Below are 24,422 nucleotides of genomic sequence, written 5' to 3'. Positions count from 1 at the left end.
CCGCGACTCGCCTTCGGGCGGGGCCGCGGTACCGGGCCGGCCGCTGCCCCGTGTGGAAAGCTCACCCGGAGCGGACCACCGAGGCGTCGCCCCGCAGTCCTTCCTCCGGCGTGCCGCCGCCGGGCCGGCGTCCGTCGGCGGGAAGCGCGTCCTCGGCCCGGGCACGGCGGTCTCACCCGCGCGCCATGTGTCAGTACTTCGAGTAGGAGCATCTGTCATGGATTTTGGACTCGTCCTCCAGACCGACCCGCCCGCCTCGGCCGTCGTCGGACTCATGCGCCGCGCCGAACGGAACGGATTCCGCTACGGCTGGACCTTCGACTCGGCCGTGCTGTGGCAGGAACCCTTCGTCATCTACAGCCGCATCCTGGAGCACACCGAACGGCTCGTCGTGGGGCCGATGGTGACCAATCCGGGCACCCGTACCTGGGAGGTCACCGCCTCGACCTTCGCCACCCTCAACGACATGTACGGCAACCGCACCGTCTGCGGCATCGGCCGCGGGGACTCCGCGATGCGCGTGGCCGGGCGCAGGCCCAACACCCTTGCCAGGCTCGGCGAGGCCATCGACGTCATCCGCGACCTGGCGGAGGGGCGCGAAGCCACCGTCGACGGGCAGCCGGTGCAGATCCCCTGGGTGAAGGACGGCAGCCTGCCGGTCTGGATGGCCGCCTACGGACCCAAGGCCCTCGCGCTGGCCGGGCAGAAGGCCGACGGCTTCATCCTCCAACTGGCCGACCCCTACCTCACGGAGTGGATGATCAAGACGGTGCGGCAGGCGGCCGCCGACGCCGGACGCGACCCGGATTCCGTCACCGTCTGCGTGGCCGCGCCCGCCTACGTGGGCGAGGACCTGGACCACGCCCGCGAGCAGTGCCGCTGGTTCGGCGGGATGGTCGGCAACCACGTCGCCGACCTCGTCTCCCGCTACGGGGAGCACTCCGGCCTCGTGCCCGAGGCGCTCACGGCCTACATCGCCGGACGCTCCGGATACGACTACAGCCATCACGGCCGCGCCGGCAACCCGGACACGGCCTTCGTCCCCGACGAGATCGTGGACCGCTTCTGTCTGCTCGGGCCTCCCGAGGCACACATCGAGAAGCTCCAGGTCCTGCGCGACCTGGGCGTCGACCAGTTCGCCGTGTACAACATGCACGACGCACGGGAGGCGACCATCGACGCCTACGGCTCCACGATCATCCCCGCGTTGTCCGCCTGACGCCCTTCACCCACCCGCAGCGGCAGTCCAGGCACCACGCGCCCGCGCCCCGCACGGCACCTCTCCCGAGCGAAGGGTCACGCCACCATGACCGCTACCGTCCCACCTGTTCCACCCGTCCCGCCGTCACCGTCCGGCGGGCGGATAACCGACCCGTCGGGCCGGATCGAACTCGCCCCCGGATCAATCCCCGACGACCCCCGCTTCGTCAACGACGATCTGCTGCCGGTGCCTCTGGAGCGGCGCCGCTGGACGACGTACAACTTCGCGGCCCTGTGGATCGGGATGGCGCACAACATCCCGTCCTGGCTGCTGGCCTCCGGACTCGTCGCGCTCGGGATGGACTGGAAGCAGGCGGTCCTCACGATCGCGCTGGCCAACCTGATCGTGCTGGCCCCGATGCTGCTCACCGGCCATGCAGGCCCCAAGTACGGCATTCCGTTCCCCGTCCTGGCCCGGGCGTCGTTCGGCCTGCGTGGCGCCAATCTGCCGGCCCTGATCCGGGCGGGTGTCGCGTGCGCGTGGTTCGGCATCCAGACGTGGATCGGCGGCGTCGGAATCTTCACGCTGCTGGGCAAGATGTTCGGCGGCTGGGCGCGGGCCGGTGAGATCGGTGGCCAGCCGTGGACGCTCTGGCTCTGCTTCGTCCTGTTCTGGGTGCTCGAACTCGCCATCATCTACCGGGGCATGGACACCCTGCGCCGTTTCGAGAACTGGGCGGCGCCGTTCGTCATCGTCGGTGCGCTGGTCCTCCTCGTCTGGGTCGCGGTCAAGGCGGGCGGCTTCGGTCCGCTTCTGGACCAGCCGTCGGCCCTCGGGTGGGGCGCGGACTTCTGGCCGGTCTTCTTCCCCTCGCTGATGGGCATGATCGCCTTCTGGTCCACGCTCTCCCTGAACATCCCCGACTTCACGCGCTTCGGTTCCGGTCAACGGGCCCAGATCCGGGGGCAGTCGCTGGGCCTGCCCACGACGATGACGCTCTTCGCCCTGCTCTCCGTCCTCGTCACCTCCGGCTCGCAGGCCGTGTACGGGGAGGCGATCTGGGACCCGGTGCAACTGGTGGCCAGGACGGACAACGTCTTCGGGCTGCTCTTCGGCCTGATCACCGTGCTGGTCGCGACGATCTCCGTGAACCTCGCGGCGAACGTCGTCTCACCGGCGTACGACCTGGCGAACCTCGCGCCGAAGGTCATCAACTTCCGTACGGGCGCCCTGATCACGGGGGTCGTCGGTGTCCTGATCATGCCGTGGAAGCTCACCGAGACACCCGAGCTGTACATCTTCACCTGGCTGGGACTGGTCGGCGGTCTGCTCGGCACGGTCGCCGGCATCCTCATCGCCGACTACTGGATCATCCGGCGCACGGTCCTCGACCTGCCCGACCTCTACCGGCCCGGAGGCCGCTACTGGTACACCGGCGGGTGGAACTGGCGCGCCGTGGCCGCCTTCGTGGCCGGCGGCGTACTCGCCGTCGGCGGCTCCCACTCGGCGCCCGGCAAGGGACCGTTCCCCGCCGACGGGCTGATCCCCTTCCTGAAGCCGCTCGCCGACTACGGGTGGGCCGTCGGCCTGGCCTCCTCGCTGGTGCTGTACGTGCTGCTGAGCCCGGGCGTCAGGAAGGAACCGGTGTCCGGCCCGGCGGAGCACTGACGCCGGCCGTCTCCTCCGGGGGCGGAGCGGCCGTGGGCAGGAGGTCCGCTTCGGACAGGCGTGCGCGTGTACGGAGGGTGAGGTCAGGCGCTGTTTTCGGCTACGGAACGTCGGGGAGGGGTGCCCCTGAAGATCACCGGAACTCACCGGGAGCACCGGAACTCACCGGAGACAGGGGAGAGATGAACAAGCACTTCAAGGGGAATGCCCTCCGTGCTCTCGCGCGCACCGCCGTCGCGGGCCTGACCCTCGCACTCGCCGTGCCGGCGACATCGGCCGTTGCCGTCGCGCCCGCCGCCACACCGCCGGGACTGTCCTGCGACACCGGCAAGCACGCGATCGACGACTACACCGGCTACGCGCTCTGCAGGAACAACGGCTCGTCCACACAGACCTTCTGGGTCCACCTGGTCTGCGGCTGGTCCCCGGACGTCGACGGGGAGCGCGTCACACTGAGTCCCGGCCAGTCCGGTCAGTCGACCGCCCACTGCGCCGGGCTCGGCACGGGCATCGGCGAGATCCACGTCCGTCCGTAGGACGCGCCGGAGGCCGTGCGCCCGTCTTCCGCAGGGCTACGGGGAGACGGGCCGCGTGCCTGGTGCGGCGTGCTTGAGCAGGCCTCCACGCCTCGTTACTCTCCAGTAGACCCGCTCGGGCGGTCCCGGGGCGGCCCCGGGACCGGTGCACGGGCGCACGCGAGGAGGCGGCAGCGATGTCCTCAGCAGACCCCACGGAGCGGACCGGGCCGTTCAGGCCGGAAGAGCCGTGCACCGCGGAGCCCGGCCTCACCGACAGCGTGCGGGCACTGGCCGAGGGCCGGACGACCTCCTCGGCCCTGGTCGCCGCCGCCCTCGCCCGCATCGAGGCGAGCCGCCACACCCTGAACGCCTTCCGACAACTGCGTACGGACGCGGCGCTCGCCGAGGCCGCCGACGCCGACCGGAGGCTCGACGCCGGGGAACGGCTCCCGCTGCTGGGAGTGCCGGTCGCCGTCAAGGACGACACCGACGTCGCGGGCATGCCGACCTACTTCGGCTGCGACGGCGCGCTGCCGCCGGCCACCGCCGACAGCGAGGCGGTCCGCAGGCTGCGCGCCGCAGGGGCCGTCGTCGTCGGCAAGACCAACTCCTGCGAGCTGGGCCAGTGGGCCTTCACGGAGGGGCCCGCCTTCGGCTGCACCCGCAACCCCTGGAACACCGCGCACACCCCCGGAGGCTCCTCCGGGGGGTCCGCCGCCGCCGTCGCGGCCGGGCTGGTCCCCGCCGCGCTGGGCTCGGACGGCGCGGGCTCCATCCGCATCCCCGCGGCCTGGACCCACCTCGTCGGGATCAAGCCCCAGCGCGGCCGGGTCTCCGTCCATCCCCAGAGCGATGCCTTCCAGGGACTGACCGTCAACGGACCCCTGGCCCGTACGGTCGCCGACGCGGCCCTCCTCCTGGACGCCGCGGCCGGGTCGCACCCCGCGGACCCGCACCGCCCGCCGAGGATCGACGCGTCCGCCGCGGCCCGGCGGGACCCCGGCAGACTGCGCATCGGTGTCGCCCTCAGGCCGCCCCTCACCCTCACCCGCAACGCCCCCCACCCCGAGGTCCTGCGCGCCGTCACCGCACTCGCCGAGGTCCTCGCCCGGCTGGGCCACCACGTCGAGGAGGCCCGCCCCCGTTACGGGCTCATCGGCCTCTCCTTCGTCCCCCGCGCCACCGCCGGCATCGCCGAGCTGGCCGCGCGGCACCCCGAACCGGGCCTGCTCGACCCCCGCACCCGAAGCGCCCTGCGCACCGGAACCCGGCTCGGCGGCCGGGTCGTGCGTGCCGCACGCGCCCGGGAGGTCCGCCAGCACGCGAGGCTCGGCGCCTTCTTCGACACGGCGCGCGGCGGCCACGGCTACGACGTGCTGCTCACCCCCACGACGGCCGCCCCGCCGCCGCGGGTCGGCGCGTTCGACCGCCTGAGCGCCTGGCGCACCGACCTCGCGATGACGTCCGCCTGCCCCTACGCCTGGCCCTGGAACGTCCTCGGCTGGCCCGGGATCAACGTCCCCGCGGGCTTCACCCTCGACGGTCTGCCCATCGGGGCCCAGCTCCTCGGTCCCTCCCGCGGCGAGGCCCGGCTCATCTCGCTCGCCGCGCAGCTGGAGGCCGACCGGCGCTGGTACGAGCACCGCCCGCCGGCCCCGGGTGCACCGCCCTTCGGGCCGGACGGCGTGCGCTGAGCCGATCCGCCCCGCCCGGTGCCGGGGCCCGACCACGCCTTCGCGCCGAAGGACGCGGGCCACTGTGGAGAGGGGGGCGGTCAGGAGATATCTTGATGTCAAGCAATGTTTGCAGACGTGGAGCGGAGCACCCGGTGACTGACTCGACCATCATCTATACGCACACCGACGAGGCCCCTGCCCTGGCGACGTACTCGTTCCTGCCCGTCATCGAGGCCTACGCCTCGACCGCGGGTGTCACGGTCGAGCGCCGCGACATCTCGCTGGCGGGCCGGATCATCGCCGGCTTCCCGGAGCGCCTCGAGGCGGGCCAGCGTATCGATGACGCACTCGCCGAGCTCGGCGAGCTGGCCAGGACTCCCGGCGCGAACATCATCAAGCTGCCCAACATCTCGGCCTCGATCCCCCAGCTGAAGGCCGCGATCGCGGAGCTGCAGGCGCAGGGCTACGCGCTTCCGGACTACCCGGACGACCCGCGGACCGACGAGGACAAGGACGTCCGCGCCCGCTACGACAAGGTCAAGGGCAGTGCGGTGAACCCCGTCCTGCGCGAGGGCAACTCCGACCGCCGCGCCCCCGCGTCGGTGAAGAACTACGCCAAGGCCCACCCCCACCGCATGGGTGCCTGGAGCGCCGACTCGAAGACGAACGTCGCCACGATGGGCGTCGACGACTTCCGCTCGACGGAGAAGTCCGTCGTGATCGGTGAGGCCGGCTCCCTGCGCATCGAGCTCGCGGGCGACGACGGCACCACCACCGTGCTGCGCGAGTCGGTACCCGTCCTGGCGGGCGAGGTCGTGGACGCCGCCGTCATGCGCGTCGCGGCGCTGCGTGAGTTCTTCACCGCCCAGGTCGCGCGCGCCAAGGCCGAGGGCGTCCTGTTCTCGGTCCACCTCAAGGCCACGATGATGAAGGTCTCCGACCCGATCATCTTCGGCCACGTGGTCCGCGCCTTCTTCCCGAACACCTTCGCCAAGTACGGCGACGTGCTCGCGGCGGCCGGCCTCACCCCGAACGACGGCCTCGGCGGCATCCTCAAGGGGCTCGACTCCGTGGACTCCGGCGCCGAGATCAAGGCCTCCTTCGAGGCCGAGCTCGCCGAGGGCCCGGCCCTGGCGATGGTCGACTCCGACAAGGGCATCACCAACCTGCACGTCCCGAGCGACGTCATCGTCGACGCCTCGATGCCGGCCATGATCCGCACCTCCGGCCACATGTGGGGTCCGGACGGCAACGAGGCCGACACCATCGCGGTCCTCCCGGACAGCAGCTACGCCGGTGTCTACCAGGTCGTCATCGACGACTGCCGCGCCAACGGCGCCTTCGACCCGTCGACCATGGGCTCGGTGCCCAACGTCGGGCTCATGGCCCAGAAGGCCGAGGAGTACGGCAGCCACGACAAGACCTTCGAGGTCCCCGCCACCGGCACCGTGCGGGTCGTCGACGGCAAGGGTGAGGTCGTGCTGGAGCAGGCCGTCGGCGCCGGCGACATCTTCCGGATGTGCCAGACCAAGGACCTCCCCATCCAGGACTGGGTCAAGCTCGCCGTCACCCGCGCACGCGCCACGGGCAACCCGGCCGTGTTCTGGCTCGACGAGGGCCGCGCGCACGACGCCAACCTCATCGCCAAGGTGAACACCTACCTGGCCGACCACGACACCGACGGCCTGGACATCTCCATCCGTACGCCGGAGGAGGCCACCGCCTTCTCGCTGGAGCGCATCCGCCGCGGCGAGGACACCATCTCGGTCACGGGCAACGTGCTGCGCGACTACCTCACCGACCTCTTCCCGATCCTCGAGCTCGGCACCAGCGCGAAGATGCTCTCGGTCGTCCCGCTCATGAACGGCGGCGGACTGTTCGAGACGGGCGCCGGCGGTTCCGCGCCCAAGCACGTCCAGCAGCTGGTCAAGGAGGACTACCTGCGCTGGGACAGCCTGGGCGAGTTCCTCGCGCTCGCGGTGAGCTTCGAGCACCTGGCCACGACCACGGGCAACGCGCGCGCCAAGGTGCTCGCCGAGACCCTGGACCGGGCCACGGGCACCTTCCTCAACGAGGACAAGTCCCCGAGCCGCAGGCTCGGCGGCATCGACAACCGCGGCAGCCACTTCTACCTGGCGCTCTACTGGGCCCAGGAGCTGGCCCGGCAGACCGACGATGCCGCGCTCGCCGAGGCGTTCGGACCGCTCGCCAAGACGCTGGCCGAGCAGGAGCAGACCATCGTCGACGAGCTGATCGCCGTGCAGGGCACCTCGGTCGACATCGGCGGCTACTACCAGCCCGACCCCGCGAAGGCGGAGGCCGTGATGCGTCCGTCGGCCACCTTCAACAAGGCCATCGCGACGCTGGGCTGAGCCCGGCCGCCGCGTCCGCGGACGCGGCACCACGCATGACGGCCGCCCCGGCGAGTACCCACCCGCCGGGGCGGCCGTTCGCGTTCCCGGGTGTGTCCCAGGGGCCCCGGGAGGGCCAGATCGGTGACGCCCATGAGCAGGGGGCCGCCTTCCGCGCCCTCCGGCTCGTCGGACTGCCCGGTGTCAATTCCGGACGGTCACGGGGCTGTTCAGTCCCGCTCACCGAGCAGGGCCACCGCACGACGGAACGCACCCAGACAGCGGTCCCAGACTTCTGAGCCGTCCCCGAGTGACAGCAGGAGGGGCCAGAGGTCCGCGGAGAAGGACCGGCTGGCCTCGGCCGGAACGAGGGAGGGCAGGTTGTCGATGGCGATGACATCCACGGGGTGGGGGCTTCCGCGCAGCCGCTCCACGGGGTTGATCCAGTCGGTGGCGTGGTCGTAGACGGGGAGGGCGTTGAGTTCCGAGCCCACGTCGCACGTCACGTCCGCGATCACGGACAGCCGCCGCTCGCTGTCGAGGTCTGCCATCGTCAGGAACGGCGCCACGGGTCGCCGACTGCCGATCGTGTTCACGAGGATGTCGTGCCTGAGCAGTGCGTTACGGTCCAGGTCGCGTGTGTCCTCACATCCCCAACGCGTCGGCTCGATACCGGCCGCCGTGAGTGCGTCACATGCCCCGTGTCCCGAGCGTCCGTCCGCACCGATGACCACGGCGGTGACGTCGCCCGTGTGTCGCCCGCGGGCCAGCCTTCCGTGCAGTTCTGCCCGGGAGCACGAGACGAGCGGCGCTGTGATGACACCCCGGTACCGGAGCACGGCCAGCGCGGCGCCCGCGTATCCCGCCCAGTAGCCGAAGGCGGCCATGCGACGGCCCTCGGCGTCGAGGAGTTCCTCAAGGTCGAACAGAGTGCCGCCGCCGGCCTCGAAGCGCCGCAGCAGTCGCGGCGCCCCGGGCTGCCCCTTGTAGGCGTGGCCGAAGAAGACATGCCGATGGACCAGCGCCGCGGGCTCGTCGGGAAGTTCCTTGAGTCCCAGGACGTAGGCCGTCGAGGGGCAACGCCGTGCCCAGCTTCCCTGCGGCGCGATGACGCAGCCGGCGCCGGCGTACCCATCGATGGGGAAGACGCGCTGCGGTGACTCCTCGACCGTCACGTGCACCCCTCTTTCGATCAGCTTGCGGGCGTCCTCAGGTGTCAGAGCGGCACGCCGTTCCGTCGGCCGGGATTCGTGTCTCAACCAGAGCCGCAGCATGTCAGGCACCGGATCAGTCTCCGACAGGTACGCCCGGGCGCAGGGCCGCCACGCCCATGCGTCGCCCCCCGTGCGCGGGGCTGCCGCTGTCGCGTGCGACGTCGCGTCAACACGCCCCGCCAGGACCACCCGGTAGTGATCTTGCCACCCCTTCGGCCGTGTGACTTGCTGGAGTCATGCGACAACCGTCCGTATCGGACGGTCGGTGAACGACGAAAGGGACGGCCATGAGTACTCCCCAGGCGGAATCCGCAAGCGGCGACACGTTCGAACCCCGGATCAGCACGGTCGCCGGGACCGGGGCCGCGGGGTTCGCGGGGGACAACGAATCGGCTGTCGCCGCTCAGTTGAACCGGCCGTACGGAATCGCGGTGGACGGCACCGGCACCCTCTACCTCTCCGACTACAGCAACCACCGGGTCCGGAAGATCACGACGGACGGGAAGATCAGCACGGTCGCGGGGGCCGCAGCCGGCTACCGGGGCGACGACGGCCCCGCCGCCCTGGCTCTGTTGAACTGCCCGCGCGACATCGCCGTGGACAGTGCCGGCAGCGTCTACGTCACGGACTCCGCCAACAACCGGGTCCGGAAGATCACGGCCGACGGGAAGATCAGCACGGTCGCCGGCACGGGCGCCGCGGGGTTCAGCGGCGACGGGGGTCCGGCCGTCAAGGCCCAGCTGAACTACCCGTTGGGAGTGGCGGTGGACAGCACCGGCGCCCTCTACATCTGCGACCACAGGAACTCCCGGATCCGGAAAGTCGCAGCGGACGGGAAGATCAGCACGATCGCGGGGAGCGGGGTCGCGGGATTCAAGGGAGACGGCGAACCGGCGGTGGCGGCTCAGCTGAAGACCCCGTACGCGCTGGCGGTGGACGGGTCGGACGAGCTCTACATCGCCGATGCCGGCAACCACCGGGTACGGAAGGTCGCGTCCGACGGGACGATCAGCACGGTCGCGGGGAGCGGCGTCGCAGGCTCTAGCGGTGACGACGGCCCGGCGACATCGGCCAGGCTGAACTTCCCGTTGGGCGTGGTGGTGGACAGTGCCGGCACCCTCTACATCTCCGACTACGAAAACCACCGGGTCCGCAAAGTCACCGCCGACGGGACGATCAGCACGGTCGCGGGCACCGGCACCGCGGGATACGGCGGTGACGACGGTCCGGCGGCCCAGGCCCAGCTGAACAAGCCGTTCGGCCTCGCGGTGGACTGCGTCGACACCCTCTACATCGCGGACCACTTCAACAACCGGATCCGCAAGGTCGCCTCGGAGAAGATGGCCGGGCTGCCCGAGTCGGGCACGGTGGTGTCCTGGGCCAACGTCCGCAGCAGGCTGCGGATGGGAGTTCTGCGCGAGTCCACCAAGGACGGCGCCGAGATCCACCAGTCCCTCGCCTCTCCCAGGGCGCACCAGCGTTGGCGGCTGCTCGCGACGGGCCAGAACGACGGCGAGGTCCTGTACAGGATCGAGAACACGCGCAGCGGCAAGGTCCTGGAAGTCGTCGGTGGAGGGACGGTGGACGGGGCGGTGGTCGCCCAGCGCGCCTACGAAGGAAGCGGTGCGGACCACCAGCAGTGGAAGCTGATCCCGGTGGGGTCGGTGACCGACACTCCGCGGGTGTACGAGATCGCGAACCGCAACAGCGGTCTGCTTCTGCGCGTCGACACCAACGCCCCTGCGGTGATCAGGCAGTACGGGGCGCAGGGCGACCATCGCGACCGGCAGTGGGAACTGCTCCCCGGGTGAACGCCCGAGTGGTCAGGGGCGAGGAAGCCCCTGACCACTCGGCCCGCGGGTCTACTTGGGATCGGACGGCTTGTCGGCGGTTGCCTTGGGGGGCTTGGGGGGCTGCTCGGCCTTGGGGGCGGCGGGAGCGTCGGGAGCCTTGAAATCATCCCTCTTCGGCGCCTGCAGTCCCTCGTCCTTCTGCAGGTCGCCGTGCCGCGTCACCGTCTCGCTGGATTTCTCCATGCCGGCTGCCGCGGCCGTGGACACCGATCCGGGGTCCTGGGCGTACGCGGCCTGGGTACCGGCGGACGCCTGGGTGGTCTGGACGAAGGAGGCGAGGAAGCCGAGGACGGTCCGCGCTTCGGGTGACTGCTCCCGCACGATCTTCGCCCGGTGGGAGGCACCGTGGATTCCGCTGGTGAACAGGCTCGTGGTCGTGTCGTCGTACGTGTCGTCGTCGGCGTCCTCGAAGTCGACGCCCGCTCCGGGCTGTGGCTTGTCGCGATCGGTGGTCACCGAGAAGAGCCCCGCGCCCGTTCCCGCGGAGTCGAAGACGTTCTTGAACACCATGGTCGTCACCTCTGGTCGTTGTGGCGGCGCCGCCCGCCGGGTCACGGCTGCTTGTACAGCTCTCGTTCGCTGTCGGTCAGGCTCTCGCCGTCGAACATCGTGTGGTGGACCTCCAGGGCGGAGACCACCTCGGCCAGCCCCTTCATGCGGAAGCCCCCGCCCGCCAGGTCGAGGTCTCCGATGTCGCGGGCGACCAACTGGTCGAGGCCGGGATAGTCCCCTTCCTGCGGCGGCGACAGAACGCCCACCGGCACGGCGTACTTCACCGCGAGCAGCCCGGAGAAGGTCACCGGGATCTCGTAGGTGTACTGCTTCAGCGCGCGTCGCTGCGTCACGACGGTCTCCACGCGGGACCCCGGCGGCACCTTGCCGGAGATCTGCGACTTCGAGGCCCAGCTCGTGGTCAGCGAACCGCCTACGGAGGCGGCGATGCCCTGGGCCAGCGCCGCGTTGAGCGCAGCGGTACCGGACGCACTGCCCGTAGTCGTGAAATCCACCGAGCCGGTCATCGAGGCGGACGCGGAGTTCGTCACGCCGTTGGCCACGGTCGTGTCGACCGTGTTGGCGTTGTCCATCCCCACGCTGTCTTTACTGTTCTTGTTGGTCATCGTGTTGGAGCTCTTGTTCGACATGTCGTTCTTGAGCTGGGTCCCCAGCTGCCCCTGCAGGTTCAGACCGAGCTTGTTCTGCAGTTGCAACTGCAGCTGCGCGCTGACGCTGCCGCCGAAGGTGAGCTTGGAATCTCCCGAAAGCGACCACGTGGCACCGTTCGACACGTTGAAGTCGACCGCGTCGGTGAAGGTCATCTCGGACTGGCTTCGGTTGACGTAGGTGCGCGAGGAGAAGGTGTCGGGCGGGGGCTGGGTGATGTTGCGCCGCTCCTCGATCAGCGGTTCCCCGAGGTTCATGTAGGCGAGCCACCCCAGCTGGTACGCGGAGCCGGTGAAGGCACCGAAGCTCGACTTGTTCACGGAGAACCCCACGGGCTTGTGCCGCACCCCGTAGTCGTCGACGTAGACCAGGTTCGGGTGCTCCAGGATGGTCTGCCAGGTCTGCTCGATGTTGAGTTCCCGCAGGTTCTTCTTCGTCAGCGGCCGGCGCTTGGCCCGTTCCAGGTTGTACGCGTTGGAAGGCAATTTCTGTCCTCGACTGATCTGGCCGAAACCCGAACTCGGTGAAATGGAAACAGGAATCCGCACACGCTCCGGCAAATGAAGCTAGCAGGTGGGGAATTTCCCGAGAAGACGCTTTCGGGCATCGTACTCAAACGGGTGATCAAGCTTTTATGGCGCCGGTGATCACCCGATCGGTGACCTCCCGGTGTCCCGCAGTAGTGCTATGACCTCGAATCTTGCCGCTTTGGGGGTATTTGCTTCGGTCGCGCATTCGGTTGCGAAGTCGTTTTTGCTTGCCGGTGACCGAGCGTGCGGTAATGCCGCGTGATAAACCACTTCACTGAGCGTCCGAGGTGTTGTTCTCCACATCAAGAACAGGTGAGGTTTCCGCGATGTACACCCAAGAACGCACGGCAATGGCGAATTTGGTGGTCGGCGGCCCGGTGGCGGTGAACAGCTACGACAACGCGATCGTGGCCGCACTGGTCGAGAACCGGCCGGTCATGCTCGTCCACGCCTTCAACGGGGGCTACCTGCGGCCCGCCGAGCTGAAGGCGGAGAGCCACGACAAGGGCGTCAAGCTGGCCACCGCGCTCGATCCGGCCACCAAGGACGCACAAGGCCACCTCTGGCACATCACCCCCGGCGGCTTCTTCGGTCAGCGCCCGCTGTACTTCATCGAGAGCGCCGCGGGCCAGGTGGCGCCCCAGCCCGCCGCCGGCACAGCCGGGGCCGACACGGGCCGCGGCGACGACGGGACGCCGAAGCCGCAGCGCAGGCGCATCACCGCCCACCAGGACGCCCCCAAGAGCACGGCCGACATCCTCCAGGTCGGCCTGCCCGGCAAAGTGGGCGACAAGTGGCGCGGGAAGAACGGCGCGGTGGAGGACACCCAGCTGTGGGTCGTCACGGTGACGCCGTGGGGAGGCATCACCTTCGTGCCGATCACCCACCCGGACACGATCGTCGGCTTCAAGGACAGCACGGTGGCGGGCGACAGCGAGGCTCGCCTCACCTACAACTGGGGCGGGGACTTCACCGGGACGGTCATCAACACGTTCTACCCCCGGCTGCCCAATGAGTGGGACGTCCCCTACCACCACGTCTTCACGTGATCCGCAGCCCCGTCGCCCCACCCGTTCCGAGCCACCGCACCGACTGCCCGGAAGAGGCACCACGATGCCCGTACCCACGCAAGAACTGAAGCTGGAGATCGTCAACGCCGCCACGGGGCAGGCCCTCGGCGCCAGGGCCGCGCCGGGCGCGGACGGGGCGCTCGTCGTCCGTGACCGTCCCGAGGGCGGACCGGGCCCGGAACAGTGGCAGTTCGTCCCCGTGCAGGCCGCACAGGACGACCCGTCGCATGTGATCCGCAACGCGGTCAGCGGCAAGGTGCTCGACGACCCCGGAGCCAAGGACCGCGGCCTCCGTCAATGGGACGCCGTCGCCAACAAGAAGAGCCAGCAGTGGCGCCTTGTCCCCGTCGAGGGGGAAGCGGGTCTCTACTTCATCGAGGGTGCGGCCGACGGCTCCGTCCTCGACCTCGACGACCCCGGGAAGGACGACACCCGGATCGTCCTCGCCGACTACGACGACGGCGCGGAAAGCCAGCGGTGGCGGCTCGTCCCGGCCGAGCCGGAGCGCGCCAGCGACCTCGCGCTGGACTGGGCGGCGCTCAGTCACTGGAACAGCCGCCGGTCCTGGCGGCTGGCCCACAGGCCGACTGCCCTTCGGCCGGCACCCGACGCCACGCCCTCCTTCAGCAACGTACTGCTGGTCCTGGAACGCTTCGGGAGCGACACGGACGCCGGCGGATGGGGGAGCCAGGGGCTCAACCGGTCTCCCGGCGGGGAACCGGGCTGGTGGGCGGGACCGGGTGCGCGATTCCTCGCCGACCCCACCGGCACCGGACGGCAGGACATCGTCGGGATCAGACACGGAAAGGGCGCTCTGACCTCCGCGAGCAGGGGAGACGGGACGTTCGACGACGAGGAGCGCGTCCTGCACCAACCCGCGCCCTCCCCGAGCCCCGCGGATCTGTGGACCCTCGTGGACGCGGCGGGCGACGGCAATCCCAAGGTCGTGGTGCTCGCCGTCGACGGCGTCCGGGTCTCCTCCCCGGCGGCAGGCGGTACTTTCACCGCGGCCGGCGAGCTCATCCTCAAGGCGTTCGGACACGGCAGGCAGGCCGGCGGCTGGCTGGCCGACAAGCACCCCCGCTTCCTCGCGGACACCACGGGCGACGGCAGACTCGACATCGTCGGCTGCCACGACGACGGCGTCCGGGTATCACTCCAGGACGGCGAAGGGAAGTTCGCGCCGCTCCCGGACGAACCCGCTCTCCGGGCGTTCGGTCACACCGAGGAGGCGGGCGGCTGGCTCGTCGACAAGCACCCCCGCTTCCTCGCGGACACCACGGGCGACGGCAGACTCGACATCGTCGGCTGCCACGACGACGGCGTCTGGGTATCACTCCAGGACCAGGACGGAACGTTCGCCGAACCCCTGTACGTCCTCGACGACTTCGGGGTCGGCCAGGGATGGACCTCGTCCGGGCAACACCCCCGGTTCCTGGTCAGCGTCACCGGTGGCGAAACACCGGACATCGTCGGATTCGGCCGGCAGGGCGTCGTCGTGTCCCGAGGGCGCGGCGACGGCACGTTCGAACCCACCCGTCTCATCCTGAACGACTTCGGGCAAGCCCAGGACTGGACGTGCGAAAAGCACCTGCGGCTCCTCGCCGACGTCACCGGCGACGGCAACCCCGACATCATCGGCTTCGGGAACGAAGGCGTCTGGGTATCGCACAACAAGGGAGACGGCCGGTTCGAACAGGCCCGACTGGTGTGCCGCGGGTTCGGGTACAACGACGACGCGGGTGGCTGGCGAGTCGACCGCCACCACCGCTTCCTCGCAGACGTCACCGGCGACGGACGCATCGACATCATCGGATTCGGCGGTCCGGGCGTGCACGTGGCCCGAAACCTCAACCGCCTCTTCAGGACCCGCTGAACCAGGGCTCACGACCACGTCCGAGCCATGTCTCGGCGGCTGGTGGTTCGGCACCTGGTGGTTCGGCATACCGACGCCGTCGGCCCCGCCCGAGGGCCGGCCGACCTCGACCGCGCGGACACCGGTGAACGGACGACGGCTGTACCTGCCCCGGAAGGAAGCCGGGGCGGATACAGCCGCGCGGGCCCAGCCACCGCGGCTACGGCCCCGCGGACGGAGCCACCGCCGGGACCGCACCCGAGCCCTCGCTCGGACCGTGCCGGTCGCAGCGCACCCGCACCGGGCGGATCAGAACGCGTAGCGGACCGGCATCCAGGGGGTGTGGGTGTGCACCAGCCGCCGGACCGTCTCGACCGCCTCCGCCTTGACGGTGCCGCGGTACCGGACGTTCAGACTGCCGTTCTCCGAGCGCTTGGCCTGCTGGATCTCCGGGCGCCAGATCGCGTCCTCGGCACGCGGGTGCCAGGCCATGTTGACCTCGTGGAGGTCCCGGTTGTGGGTCAGCATGATGACCTCCGCCGCGGCCTGCTCCTTGACCGATTGGGGCAGGACGTTGTCCATCTGCTGGAGCAGTTCCGCCCACGCCTGCTCCCACCCGGGCCTGATGACGACGGGGGAGAGGTTGAAGTGCACTTCGTAGCCCGCCTCGACGAAGTCCGCCGCGGCCTCGATGCGCTGGGCGACCGGACTGGTCCGGATGTCCAGCAGACGTGAGTCGTCGTGCGGCATCAACGAGAAGCGCAGGCGCGTGCGCCCACGCGGGTCGAGCCCCAGGAGGTCGGGATTCACGAACTTGGTCGCGAAGGACGCCTTCGCCGTGGGCCAGCGCGTGAAGGCGTGTACCAGGTCGGCGGTGTTGTCGCTGATCAGCGCGTCGACCGAGCAGTCGTTGTTCTCGCCGATGTCATAGACCCACGCGACGGGGTCGCACTGGTTCGGCTCCTTCTTGGGACCCTGCGCGATCACGTGGCGCCGCAGCCGGCCGATCAGCGCGTCGATGTTCGTGAAGACGGTGACCGGGTTGGCGTAGCCCTTGCGGCGGGGGACGTAACAGTAAGCACAGGCCATGGCGCACCCGTTCGCCGCGCCCGGGGCGATCCAGTCCGCCGACCGGCCGTTGACCCGCACGGTCAGCGACTTCTTCTCACCGAGGACGAGGACCGTGCTCTTGATGCGCACCCAGCGGTCCGCGTTCCCCTTGTTGCCGTGCAGTTCCGGGATGCGCCAGTGCGAGTCCACCGGAACGACCTCGGCGTCCGGATACCGCGCGATGATCTCCCGGCCCCGCACGGAGGCGGCCGCGGCCGCCTCCGCGTGGATCTCCCTGACCGCGAGCATCCTGTGGGCCTCGTCCGAGTCACGGAAGAGAGGCCCCGACGGCACGGGCGCTTCCGGTCCGGCGCGGAGGTCGTCGAGGCCGAACAGCCCGTCCTGCCGCATGTCCGGGCCGCCGGACGAGTGGGGGGTGTGCATGGCTGCTCCAGGCTCGGTGGCGTCAGGACCCACCGTACGAGGAGTGACGAGGGGCCGCGCCGCGCCCTGGACGCGGGCGCGGGGGCCGGGGCTCAGAGCTGGAACTCGGCCGGCGAGAGCCCCAGCGCCGCGCACGCCTCCTGGAGCACCATGTGCTCGGCCTGTGAGAAGTCGCCGTCCGCCCCGGCGACGATGATGCCCGTCTGGACGACGGCCCGGGCCTCGGTCGGCTTCTTGGCCGCCTTGGCGATCTCCTGCATCGCCTCCGCCTTGCCCTGGTGGAAGTCCCGGCTCAGCTGGTCCACATGCTTGTTGAACCGCTGGCGCAGCTGCTCCGGCGGGAAGTTCTGCAGGACGTCGTTGCCGAGGATCAACGACTCCACGTGCTGGCGCTCCGCCGGGTCCACGTGTCCGTCCGCCGCCGCGACGAGGGCGCACATCGCCATGCTCGCGTCCCGGTAGGCACCGCTCTTGAGCTCGGTCTTGAGCGAGGTGAGCTGATTCTTCAGGGTGCCGACCAGCTGGGCGCGCGCGCCGCCGCCGGACCGGGACCCTCCGCGTCCGCCTGCCTGGGCGCGTCCCTGCTGACCCTGCTGCAGAGTCCTGGCCTGGTCCTTGAGCCGATCCCACACTGCCATCTGACGTCACCTCGGTCATCGTCTGAACTGCCGGTCGCGAAGCCTCGCGTGTACCCGGCCCAACGACCCGCGTCGGGTAAAGGTTCCGCAAAGTGCACCGGATCGTGCCGCACCGGACCGTTCCCGCCGGGAGGCGCGCGCGTCCCCTTCGGCCACGGCCCCACCGCCCAGACGCCCCGCCGGTCACGGCCCCGCCGCTCGCAGGCGCGCGTCGCAGCGCTCCCTCCCGCTCGTATCCTCGGCGCATGACGTCAGGCACCAACGGGAGCGGACCGGACCACGTCACCCTCAGGCAGATCCTCGAACACGACGAGGAGGGCGTCCTGCGCCTGCTGCTCGCTCCCGCGGGACAGGACGTGACGGTCCTCGGCGTGATCATCGGCGACGAGGGGCCGGCCCGGGCGCACGCCGGGCGGATCGTGCTGGCGGCGGGAGCGCCGCAGGATCCGCCGGCCGCCGTCACGGCCGTGCGGGAAGCGGCGTGGCGCGGTGCGTCGGCGGTCGTGCTCCGGGAGCGGGAGGGCGCGTCCGTGCCGGCGGAGGCCCTGGCCGCGGCCGAGGAGTGCGCCGTCGCCCTGCTCGTCCGCGCTCCGTGGGCGGACTGGGGCGACGCCCTCGCCCTGATCCGGTCGGCGACCGCCTTCGCCGCGGCCGGGCGCGACGACCTCATGGCGGACGCCACCACCGGGGGCCTGACGGCGCTCGCCTCGGCCACCGCACGGCAGTGCCGCGGCTCGATCACCGTGGAGGACCCGCAGTTCCGGGTGCTCGCGCACTCCGCCACGGGGCCCGAGGCCGACGGGCTGCGCCGGTCCACGATCCTGGGTGGCCGCGTACCGGACTGGAGGGTCGCTGAACTGCGCCGCAGCGGGCTGGTGCACACGCTCCGGACATCGGAGGACGTCATCCACCGGGCCGCCGACGGCGACACCCCCGAACGCCTCGTCGTCGCCGTCCGCAGCGGCGGCGAACTGCTGGGCTCGCTGTGGGCCGCCGCCGACGGGCAACGGCTCTCGCCCGACGCGGCCCACGTGCTCCGGCGTGCCGCCGCCCTCGCGGTGCCCCATCTCCTGCGCCACCGGATGCGCGAGAGCGGCACCGCGCGCAGAGAGGCGCACGCCCTGCGCGGCCTGCTCCACGGAACCGGTGACCGGCGGGCCCACCTGTGGTCGCTCGGCCTGACGCCCGACGTTCCCTGCGCCGTCGTCGTCGGCGTACGCACGCCCCCGGACGAGCCCGGACCCGGGGACCGCACCCTGGAGGCGCTGGCGGTCCAGGCCACCGCCCTCCGGCCCGCCGCCCGTGTCCTGCGCGAGGAGGACGCGATCGCCGTGCTGCTTCCCGGGCACGACGACGGGCGGCCGGGCGACGCCCTCGCCCTGGCCCGGGAACTCGACGCACTCGCCGCCCGGACGCCCGGCGCGGCGCCCGTGTGGATCGGCGCCGGACCGGCGGTCGGGTCGGGTCTCGACGCGACGCGGTCGTACGAGGAGGCCCTGCTGGTCGTGCGCGCGCTCCAGGACCGCGAGGGCCGGCGCCGCGACGCACGCCCCGTGCGCAGCGCCGGGCCCGACCAGGCCGGAGCGACGGTCGAGGCGCTGCGCATGCTCGACGCGGTGCGACCCGTGTGGGAGTCGGGCAGCGGGCCCGTGCACGAGCTGATCCGCGAGGATCTCGCGGCGGGTGGCGAACTGGTGCGCTCCCTCGGTGCCTACCTGGAGACGCCGGGGGACATCGCCTCGGCCGCCCGGCGCCTGACGCTCCACCCGAACACGCTCAGATACCGGCTGCGGCGCGTCCGCGAACGCTTCGGCGTCGACCTCGACGACCCCGACACGCGGCTCGTCCTCACGCTCGCCGTGCGCCTCAGCGGGATGCCGTGAAGCGTTCCGCCACCCTCTGTGTCCGTCCCGCCAAACCCCCGGCGCCGCTTTGTGCGCGCCGACGAAGACGGGCGGAGGCACGGCGGACAGTCTTGATCCGTTCCGCCGCGCGCTCCCCGGCGTGTGGCACGGCCTCACCGGAAAGCCCTGCCGTGACCTCTGCGCACACGTTCCCGACCGGACCCGCCGTCCTCCCGCCCGCGCACCGCGTTCCCGCGGTGCTGCGCCGGGCCCTCGCCACCGGGCTGGTGGGGGAGGGGCAGCCCGTCGCCGGGTTCCTCGACACGGACGGCATCCGCGCCTCGGTCGCGAGCCTCCAGGAGGCGTACGCCCACGCCCCCGACGTGCTCCACACCTTCGCCGTCAAAGCGGCCTCCCTGATCCCCGTGCTCCGGCTGCTCGCCCGGCTCGGCATGGGATGCGAAGCGGCCGGCCCGGGAGAACTGCGCCTCGCGCTCGAAGCCGGTGTCCCTCCGTCCCGGATCGTGCTCGACTCGCCCGCCAAGACCCGGCAGGAGATCAGCGAGGCGCTCACCCTGGGCGTGGCGCTCAACGCCGACAACCTCGACGAGCTGCGCCGCGTCGACGCGCTGCGTCCCGCCCACAGCGCCTCCGTCATCGGTCTGCGGGTCAACCCCCAGGTCGGCGGCGGATCCATCGGGGCGATGAGCACCGCGACCGCGACATCGAAGTTCGGTGTGGCGCTGCGCGACCCGGGTGCCCGCGACCGGGTCGTGGCGGCGTTCGCCGAGCGCCCCTGGCTGACCCGGCTGCACGCGCACGTCGGTTCCCAGGGGTGCCCGCTCGAACTCATCGCCGAGGGCGTCGCGGAGACGTACCGGCTGGCCGAGGAGATCAACGCCACGCTCGGCGCACGGCAGATCACCAGCCTCGACATCGGTGGCGGGCTTCCCGTCAACTTCGACGACGACGCGACGAGGCCGACCTTCGCCGACCACGCCCGTGCCCTCGGCGAGGCCGCGCCCGGCCTCTTCGACGGCCGCTACGCACTCGTCACGGAGTTCGGCCGGTCGCTGCTCGCCAAGAACGGGTTCATCGCCGCGCGCGTGGAGTACACGAAGGAAGCGGGCGGCCGGCGCATCGCCGTCACCCACGCGGGAGCGCAGACCGCCACGCGCACCGTGCTCATGCCCGAGGCCTGGCCCCTGCGGGTGGGCGCCTTCGACGCCCACGGCGATCCGCGGACCGGACCGCCCCTGCCCCAGGACATCGCCGGGCCGTGCTGCTTCGCCGGTGACGTCGTCGCCCACGGCCGCGAACTGCCCGAGCTGGTGGAGGGCGACCATGTCGTCCTGCACGACACCGGCGCCTACTACTTCTCGACCCCCTGGGCGTACAACAGCCTTCCCCGTCCGGCCGTGTACGGCTTCACGGCCGGACGGGGCGGCGAGGTGCGGCTGGTCACCGTGCGGGCGCCGCAGACGCTGGACGAGATCGCCGCGGAGAGCGGGCTCGCCCACGCCGACGCCCTGGACGGCCCCGACGCTCCGGACGGGTCCTGAGCCCCGGCCGTCACGGATCTACGGCACGCGCGCCGTCCACTCCGGGCTGCTGAACTTCGTGGCGGCCAGTTCCTCGGCGCGCGCCAGCTCCGCCTCGGTCACCCGGCCGGAGGCGAGTCCGTAGCGGTCGCGGAAGGAGTCCACCATGCGGTCGATCACCGTCTCCCGGGGCAGACCGGTCTGCCGGCGCAGCGGGTCGACCCGCTTCTTCGCGGACGCTGTGCCCTTGTCGGACATCTTCTCCTTGCCGATGCGCAGGACCTCCAGCATCTTCCCGGTGTCGATGTCGTAGGACATGGTGACGTGATGCAGGATCGCGCCGGGGCCGCCGTCCGGTCCGACCATGCGCTTCTGCGCGGCCCCGGCGATCTTCCCGACCTCTGTCGCGATGTCGTTCAGCGGCTGGTACCAGGCCTTGATGCCCATGTCCCCGAGCGCCTCGAGCACCCACTCGTCCAGATAGGCGTACGAGTCGGCGAACGACAGTCCCGAGACCAGGGAGGCCGGGACCGAGAGGGAGTACGTGATGGTGTTGCCGGCCTCGACGAAGGTCGGGCGGCGAAGACACTACAAGCCTGCGTGATCATGGGCAAGCGCCTGCTCCCGCCGGTTACCACCAACACCCGGCGGGGTGCTTACGGCACCCGCGCGGTCCACTCCTCAGTGGCGAACTTCGTCCCCACCAGCTCCTCCGCCCGAGCCATCTCTGCCGCTGTGACATTGCCGGTGGTCAACCCGTAGCGGTTACGGAAGGAGGAGATCATGTTCTCGATCACCTGCTCCCGGGCGAGGCCCGTCTGGCGGCGGAGAGGGTCGACGCGCTTCTTGGCGCTCTTGGTGCCCTTGTCGGACATCTTCTCCTTGCCGATGCGCAGGACCTCGAGCATCTTGTCGGCGTCGATGTCGTACGACATGGTCACGTGGTGCAGGACGGCTCCAGGACCACCGTCAGGACCGACCATCCGCTTCTGGGCGGCGCCGGCGACCTTGCCGGCGTCGGTGGCGATGTCGTTGAGGGGCTGGTACCAGGCCTTGATGCCCATGTCGCCGAGTGCACCCAGGACCCAGTCGTCCAGATAGGCGTAGCTGTCGGCGAAGGAGAGGCCCGAGACCAGCGACTCCGGCACGGACAGCGAGTACGTGATCGTACTCCTGGGCTCTACAAACATGGCACCACCACCAGAAACGCGGCGAACCACGCTCATACCGTGCTTTGCCGCACCATCGGGGTCCACCTCGTTGCGTAGCGACTGGAAGCTGCCGATGACCACAGCAGGTGAGGCCCATTCCCAGACCCGCAGAGTGGGGGCTCGTCGCCCGGCGGCCACCTCCGCGGTGAGGACCTCGTCCAGTGCCATGTGCAGGGCCGGGGCCTGCGGCTCCATGTGCACCAACTGCCAGTCGTAGTCGCTCCACTCGGTCGCATGAGCCAGTGCTCGCCGGACAGCGATGCCAACGCCCTCTGCGGTCAGCCCGAGCATCACGGTCGACTCCGGCAGCGCCGCCGTGATCCGGGCCGCCAGGCCTTCGGCGTCCGTCGAGGAAGGTGCGCTCTCCAAGGCCCTGTTGATCGAGAGGATCGCCTCGTCGGGCTCCAGGAAGAAGTCTCCGGCGACCCTCACGTTGCGGAGGAGACCCTCTTCGACATCCAGATCTACGACGACTAGCTTGCCGCCGGGCACCTTGTACTCACCATGCACGACTTCGTTCCCTTCCAGCACGCGGTGCTCAGTCTTTGCTCCGACATCCGGAGAGACGCGCACATACTTCGTATTGCACCCTAATGCTCGCTCGCGACAGACGGTTATGCAGCTGCTGGGGCGGCATCGGAAGCATGACCGTCATGCTGGGTACACGCCTGCGGGTAGAGGAGAACCCGGCGTACAGCCCGACTCGTCTGCCCCCACCTGGGGCTTTGCCTCGGAAAGGGCCTCTGACCTGCGTCGGAGGACCTTTTCGATCTTTCAGGGACTTGCCACGTTAGGCTGCGAAAAGCCCCTCGGACAGCACTGAAAGTCCCTGACAAATCCCTGAGCGGAGGGGCGGCTGAGGCCTCTGAGTTGGTACAGGTCGATGGGACATCAGGCTGTCGCTCCACCACGCGGTTGCAGCTGCTGGCATGTGATGCGGCGCCTCGGTCGCCCCGGCGACCCAGCACAGCCGTTCCGGTGTGCCGCTGGGCTGCCGGCGGACTGCGCGCGGAGGGGGACATCAGCTATGCGTGCCGCTGGAACCGGATCAGTTCGACGTCGACCGCAGTCTCGAGCCAGCTTAGCGTCGCCAGCACCCGGGCGGCGGTTTTGTGGGTCAGAGCGCAGTAGCAACGGCGCTGTGCTGCAAGCCTCTGCGCCGTAACTGCGGTCGTATAGTCCTCGATGCGCTCACCAAGCTCGACGGCCTCAGTCGTAGCACGGAAGGCGTCTGGCAGAGGCCCGCGCGGACTGCCGCCATCCGGGTCGACGCCGAAGGCCGCTGTTCGGAAGGCGTTCTTGCGTGTCCGCCGTGAGAGCTGGATCTGTCCGTCGAAGATCCTCACCATAACGGTCGCGGGACATGTAGGCGTCGGCCAGTGCGAGCGCCCTGCGGGGGTGCCTGAGGTCCACTGCTTGGTGGGCGAGAGCGCGCAGGACGTGGCCGCTGAGTGGCCCGTCCCCGGCCTCCGCCGCGATTCGGGCCGCGATGGTGAGGTATCGGTGCGCGGTGCGGTGTTCATTCGCGTCGAATGCCACCCAGGGCTCGCGAGGTGAACCAGTCGTCGTCGTTCGGACGCTGCCTGCACGGCGTGGCGCAACAGGTTGACCAGCGTGGTGTCGCCCTTTAGCGCACGGCGTCGGCGCCACCACGCTCATGCTTGTAGGCCGCGCCCCCAGCAACCCGGCGGCGCCCACCTCAGTGCGGGCGCCGCACTCCTCACAAGGTGCCGGGAAGGCGCAGGTTCTCGTACTTCGGGTTGGGTTCCCCGCGCACCGCGTTCGCAACCTCGCCCGGGCACCCCTGCGGCGGGTAGCCTGGGACGTCGCGGACCTTGTAGTAGACGCAGACTAGCCGGGGCTCCTTCGTACCGCTGCCGTAGGGCAGCATCCGGGTTTCGCCGCAGGCCGGGCAATGCGCCTCTGCGTGGAGGAGCGTCCTGGGCTCCGTGAACACGTGAGGCAGGCGGTTCTCCGTCACGGCGGTCCGGGGCAGGGAAAGGCCATAGTGGTCGCCCAGGATCCGGTAGACGTGCGGTATCCCGGTGTCCTCGGAAGCGTCGTCGTGGAAGATGCCGTGGGAGTAGCTGAGGAACCCGGCCTCCGCGACCAGACGCCGGCTCACCGGGTGCTCAACGTGGCCGGTGCCGTTCTCCCGTAGCGTCCACTCTGTCTCGCCGCACACGGTCACCGTTACGTTCGGCGGGTCCATGGTGGTGTCGAGGATGTCCACGACCGTGTGGCGCGCCCTGAGGTCTCTTCCGGGGGCCAGGCGGTCGTCCCGGTGCCCGGCCTCTGGCGTCTCCAGGGCGAACGCCCAGCCGCCGGCCGCCTGGCCCACGATCGCCCAGTCCGGCAGCTTCGACGATCCCGGTCCGTGAAAGAACTCCAGGGCTCCCGGTGTGGTGTCCGGATCGATGAGCGTGCCCGGCCGCGCGCCCAGATACACGGCGAGGGCCTCGGGGGTGATGCCCTTCACCATGGTGAGGGCGTAGCCATTCCGGCCCAGTTCGTCGTCCAGCCAAGCGATTCCATCGTTCATGGAGGGAACCCTAGCCTGGTGTCTGCACGCCGCAGGGGCCCGGCCATGGCGGCCG

At 70.5% G+C, this 24,422-nt stretch carries 18 protein-coding genes and 2 pseudogenes; 10 read left to right on the top strand and 10 right to left on the bottom strand.

Going from position 1 to position 24,422, the window contains the following annotated elements:
* Positions 1 to 217 precede the first annotated feature (217 nt).
* The 5 genes from ACFYY2_RS14365 (at position 218) to ACFYY2_RS14345 (ending at position 7,435) form a co-directional block, all read left to right on the top strand.
* Positions 218 to 1,219: a TIGR03842 family LLM class F420-dependent oxidoreductase gene (locus ACFYY2_RS14365; RefSeq protein WP_388741844.1), complete on the top strand. Its 1,002-nt coding sequence runs from the start codon at positions 218 to 220 to the stop codon at positions 1,217 to 1,219.
* An 87-nt stretch (positions 1,220 to 1,306) separates the two neighbouring features.
* Positions 1,307 to 2,869, top strand: coding sequence for an NCS1 family nucleobase:cation symporter-1 (locus ACFYY2_RS14360; protein WP_388741842.1), 1,563 nt, complete (start codon positions 1,307 to 1,309; stop codon positions 2,867 to 2,869).
* A gap of 182 nt (positions 2,870 to 3,051) precedes the next feature.
* Positions 3,052 to 3,405 carry a hypothetical protein gene (locus ACFYY2_RS14355; protein ID WP_388741840.1) on the top strand — a complete coding sequence of 118 codons (354 nt, stop codon included), beginning with the start codon at positions 3,052 to 3,054 and terminating at the stop codon, positions 3,403 to 3,405.
* 176 nt (positions 3,406 to 3,581) lie between these two features.
* Positions 3,582 to 5,081, top strand: coding sequence for an amidase (locus tag ACFYY2_RS14350; protein ID WP_388741837.1), 1,500 nt, complete (start codon positions 3,582 to 3,584; stop codon positions 5,079 to 5,081).
* Between the two features lie 134 nt (positions 5,082 to 5,215).
* Positions 5,216 to 7,435 (top strand): NADP-dependent isocitrate dehydrogenase, encoded by a 2,220-nt coding sequence (locus ACFYY2_RS14345; protein ID WP_388741835.1) that lies wholly within the window; start codon positions 5,216 to 5,218, stop codon positions 7,433 to 7,435.
* A 209-nt stretch (positions 7,436 to 7,644) separates the two neighbouring features.
* On the opposite strand, the gene ACFYY2_RS14340 is transcribed toward ACFYY2_RS14345, so the two are convergent.
* Positions 7,645 to 8,688, bottom strand: coding sequence for a saccharopine dehydrogenase (locus ACFYY2_RS14340; RefSeq protein ID WP_388742420.1), 1,044 nt, complete (start codon positions 8,686 to 8,688; stop codon positions 7,645 to 7,647).
* A gap of 227 nt (positions 8,689 to 8,915) precedes the next feature.
* On the opposite strand from ACFYY2_RS14340, the gene ACFYY2_RS14335 reads away from it, so the two are divergent.
* A complete protein-coding gene (locus ACFYY2_RS14335) occupies positions 8,916 to 10,439 on the top strand; it encodes an RICIN domain-containing protein (protein WP_388741832.1) in 1,524 nt (507 codons plus the stop codon).
* 51 nt (positions 10,440 to 10,490) lie between these two features.
* On the opposite strand, the gene ACFYY2_RS14330 is transcribed toward ACFYY2_RS14335, so the two are convergent.
* Both ACFYY2_RS14330 and ACFYY2_RS14325 read right to left on the bottom strand, forming a co-directional pair.
* A complete protein-coding gene (locus tag ACFYY2_RS14330) occupies positions 10,491 to 10,991 on the bottom strand; it encodes a hypothetical protein (protein WP_388741830.1) in 501 nt (166 codons plus the stop codon).
* A 41-nt stretch (positions 10,992 to 11,032) separates the two neighbouring features.
* Positions 11,033 to 12,127, bottom strand: a complete 1,095-nt coding sequence (locus tag ACFYY2_RS14325; RefSeq protein WP_388741826.1) for a hypothetical protein — start codon at positions 12,125 to 12,127, stop codon at positions 11,033 to 11,035.
* 371 nt (positions 12,128 to 12,498) lie between these two features.
* On the opposite strand from ACFYY2_RS14325, the gene ACFYY2_RS14320 reads away from it, so the two are divergent.
* Positions 12,499 to 13,221, top strand: a complete 723-nt coding sequence (locus ACFYY2_RS14320; RefSeq protein WP_388741823.1) for a hypothetical protein — start codon at positions 12,499 to 12,501, stop codon at positions 13,219 to 13,221.
* A 64-nt stretch (positions 13,222 to 13,285) separates the two neighbouring features.
* Complete coding sequence (locus ACFYY2_RS14315; RefSeq protein ID WP_388741821.1) at positions 13,286 to 15,118, top strand: FG-GAP-like repeat-containing protein; 1,833 nt, start codon at positions 13,286 to 13,288, stop codon at positions 15,116 to 15,118.
* 288 nt (positions 15,119 to 15,406) lie between these two features.
* Here the strand turns inward: ACFYY2_RS14315 and ACFYY2_RS14310 are convergent, their stop codons facing one another.
* Both ACFYY2_RS14310 and ACFYY2_RS14305 read right to left on the bottom strand, forming a co-directional pair.
* Positions 15,407 to 16,591: a spore photoproduct lyase family protein gene (locus tag ACFYY2_RS14310; RefSeq protein WP_388741818.1), complete on the bottom strand. Its 1,185-nt coding sequence runs from the start codon at positions 16,589 to 16,591 to the stop codon at positions 15,407 to 15,409.
* A gap of 92 nt (positions 16,592 to 16,683) precedes the next feature.
* Positions 16,684 to 17,229: a tellurite resistance TerB family protein gene (locus ACFYY2_RS14305; protein WP_388741815.1), complete on the bottom strand. Its 546-nt coding sequence runs from the start codon at positions 17,227 to 17,229 to the stop codon at positions 16,684 to 16,686.
* A gap of 245 nt (positions 17,230 to 17,474) precedes the next feature.
* Between ACFYY2_RS14305 and ACFYY2_RS14300 the strand changes: the two genes are divergently transcribed.
* Positions 17,475 to 19,112 carry a PucR family transcriptional regulator gene (locus ACFYY2_RS14300; protein ID WP_388741812.1) on the top strand — a complete coding sequence of 546 codons (1,638 nt, stop codon included), beginning with the start codon at positions 17,475 to 17,477 and terminating at the stop codon, positions 19,110 to 19,112.
* 152 nt (positions 19,113 to 19,264) lie between these two features.
* On the top strand, positions 19,265 to 20,635 hold the full coding sequence (locus tag ACFYY2_RS14295) for a diaminopimelate decarboxylase (protein ID WP_388741810.1): 1,371 nt from the start codon (positions 19,265 to 19,267) through the stop codon (positions 20,633 to 20,635).
* An 18-nt stretch (positions 20,636 to 20,653) separates the two neighbouring features.
* Here ACFYY2_RS14295 and ACFYY2_RS14290 read toward each other — a convergent pair.
* From ACFYY2_RS14290 to ACFYY2_RS14270, 5 genes and pseudogenes are all read right to left on the bottom strand, one after another.
* Positions 20,654 to 21,184, bottom strand: a pseudogene (locus tag ACFYY2_RS14290) (biotin/lipoate A/B protein ligase family protein); the annotation flags it as partial.
* An 86-nt stretch (positions 21,185 to 21,270) separates the two neighbouring features.
* Entirely contained in the window at positions 21,271 to 22,335 is a 1,065-nt protein-coding gene (locus ACFYY2_RS14285) for a biotin/lipoate A/B protein ligase family protein (RefSeq protein ID WP_388741807.1), read from the bottom strand.
* Between the two features lie 515 nt (positions 22,336 to 22,850).
* Positions 22,851 to 23,174 (bottom strand): hypothetical protein, encoded by a 324-nt coding sequence (locus ACFYY2_RS14280; protein WP_388742444.1) that lies wholly within the window; start codon positions 23,172 to 23,174, stop codon positions 22,851 to 22,853.
* Positions 23,163 to 23,367: pseudogene (locus tag ACFYY2_RS14275) on the bottom strand (Tat pathway signal protein); the annotation flags it as partial. The pseudogene ACFYY2_RS14275 and the gene ACFYY2_RS14280, both read right to left, overlap by 12 nt.
* A gap of 178 nt (positions 23,368 to 23,545) precedes the next feature.
* Complete coding sequence (locus ACFYY2_RS14270; RefSeq protein ID WP_388741804.1) at positions 23,546 to 24,367, bottom strand: hypothetical protein; 822 nt, start codon at positions 24,365 to 24,367, stop codon at positions 23,546 to 23,548.
* Positions 24,368 to 24,422 lie beyond the last annotated feature (55 nt).

This window comes from Streptomyces sp. NPDC001822, assembly GCF_042892135.1.
GTDB lineage: Bacteria > Actinomycetota > Actinomycetes > Streptomycetales > Streptomycetaceae > Streptomyces.
Note: the sequence above shows the minus strand (reverse complement) of the source record. Positions and strands in the feature narration are given on the sequence as shown.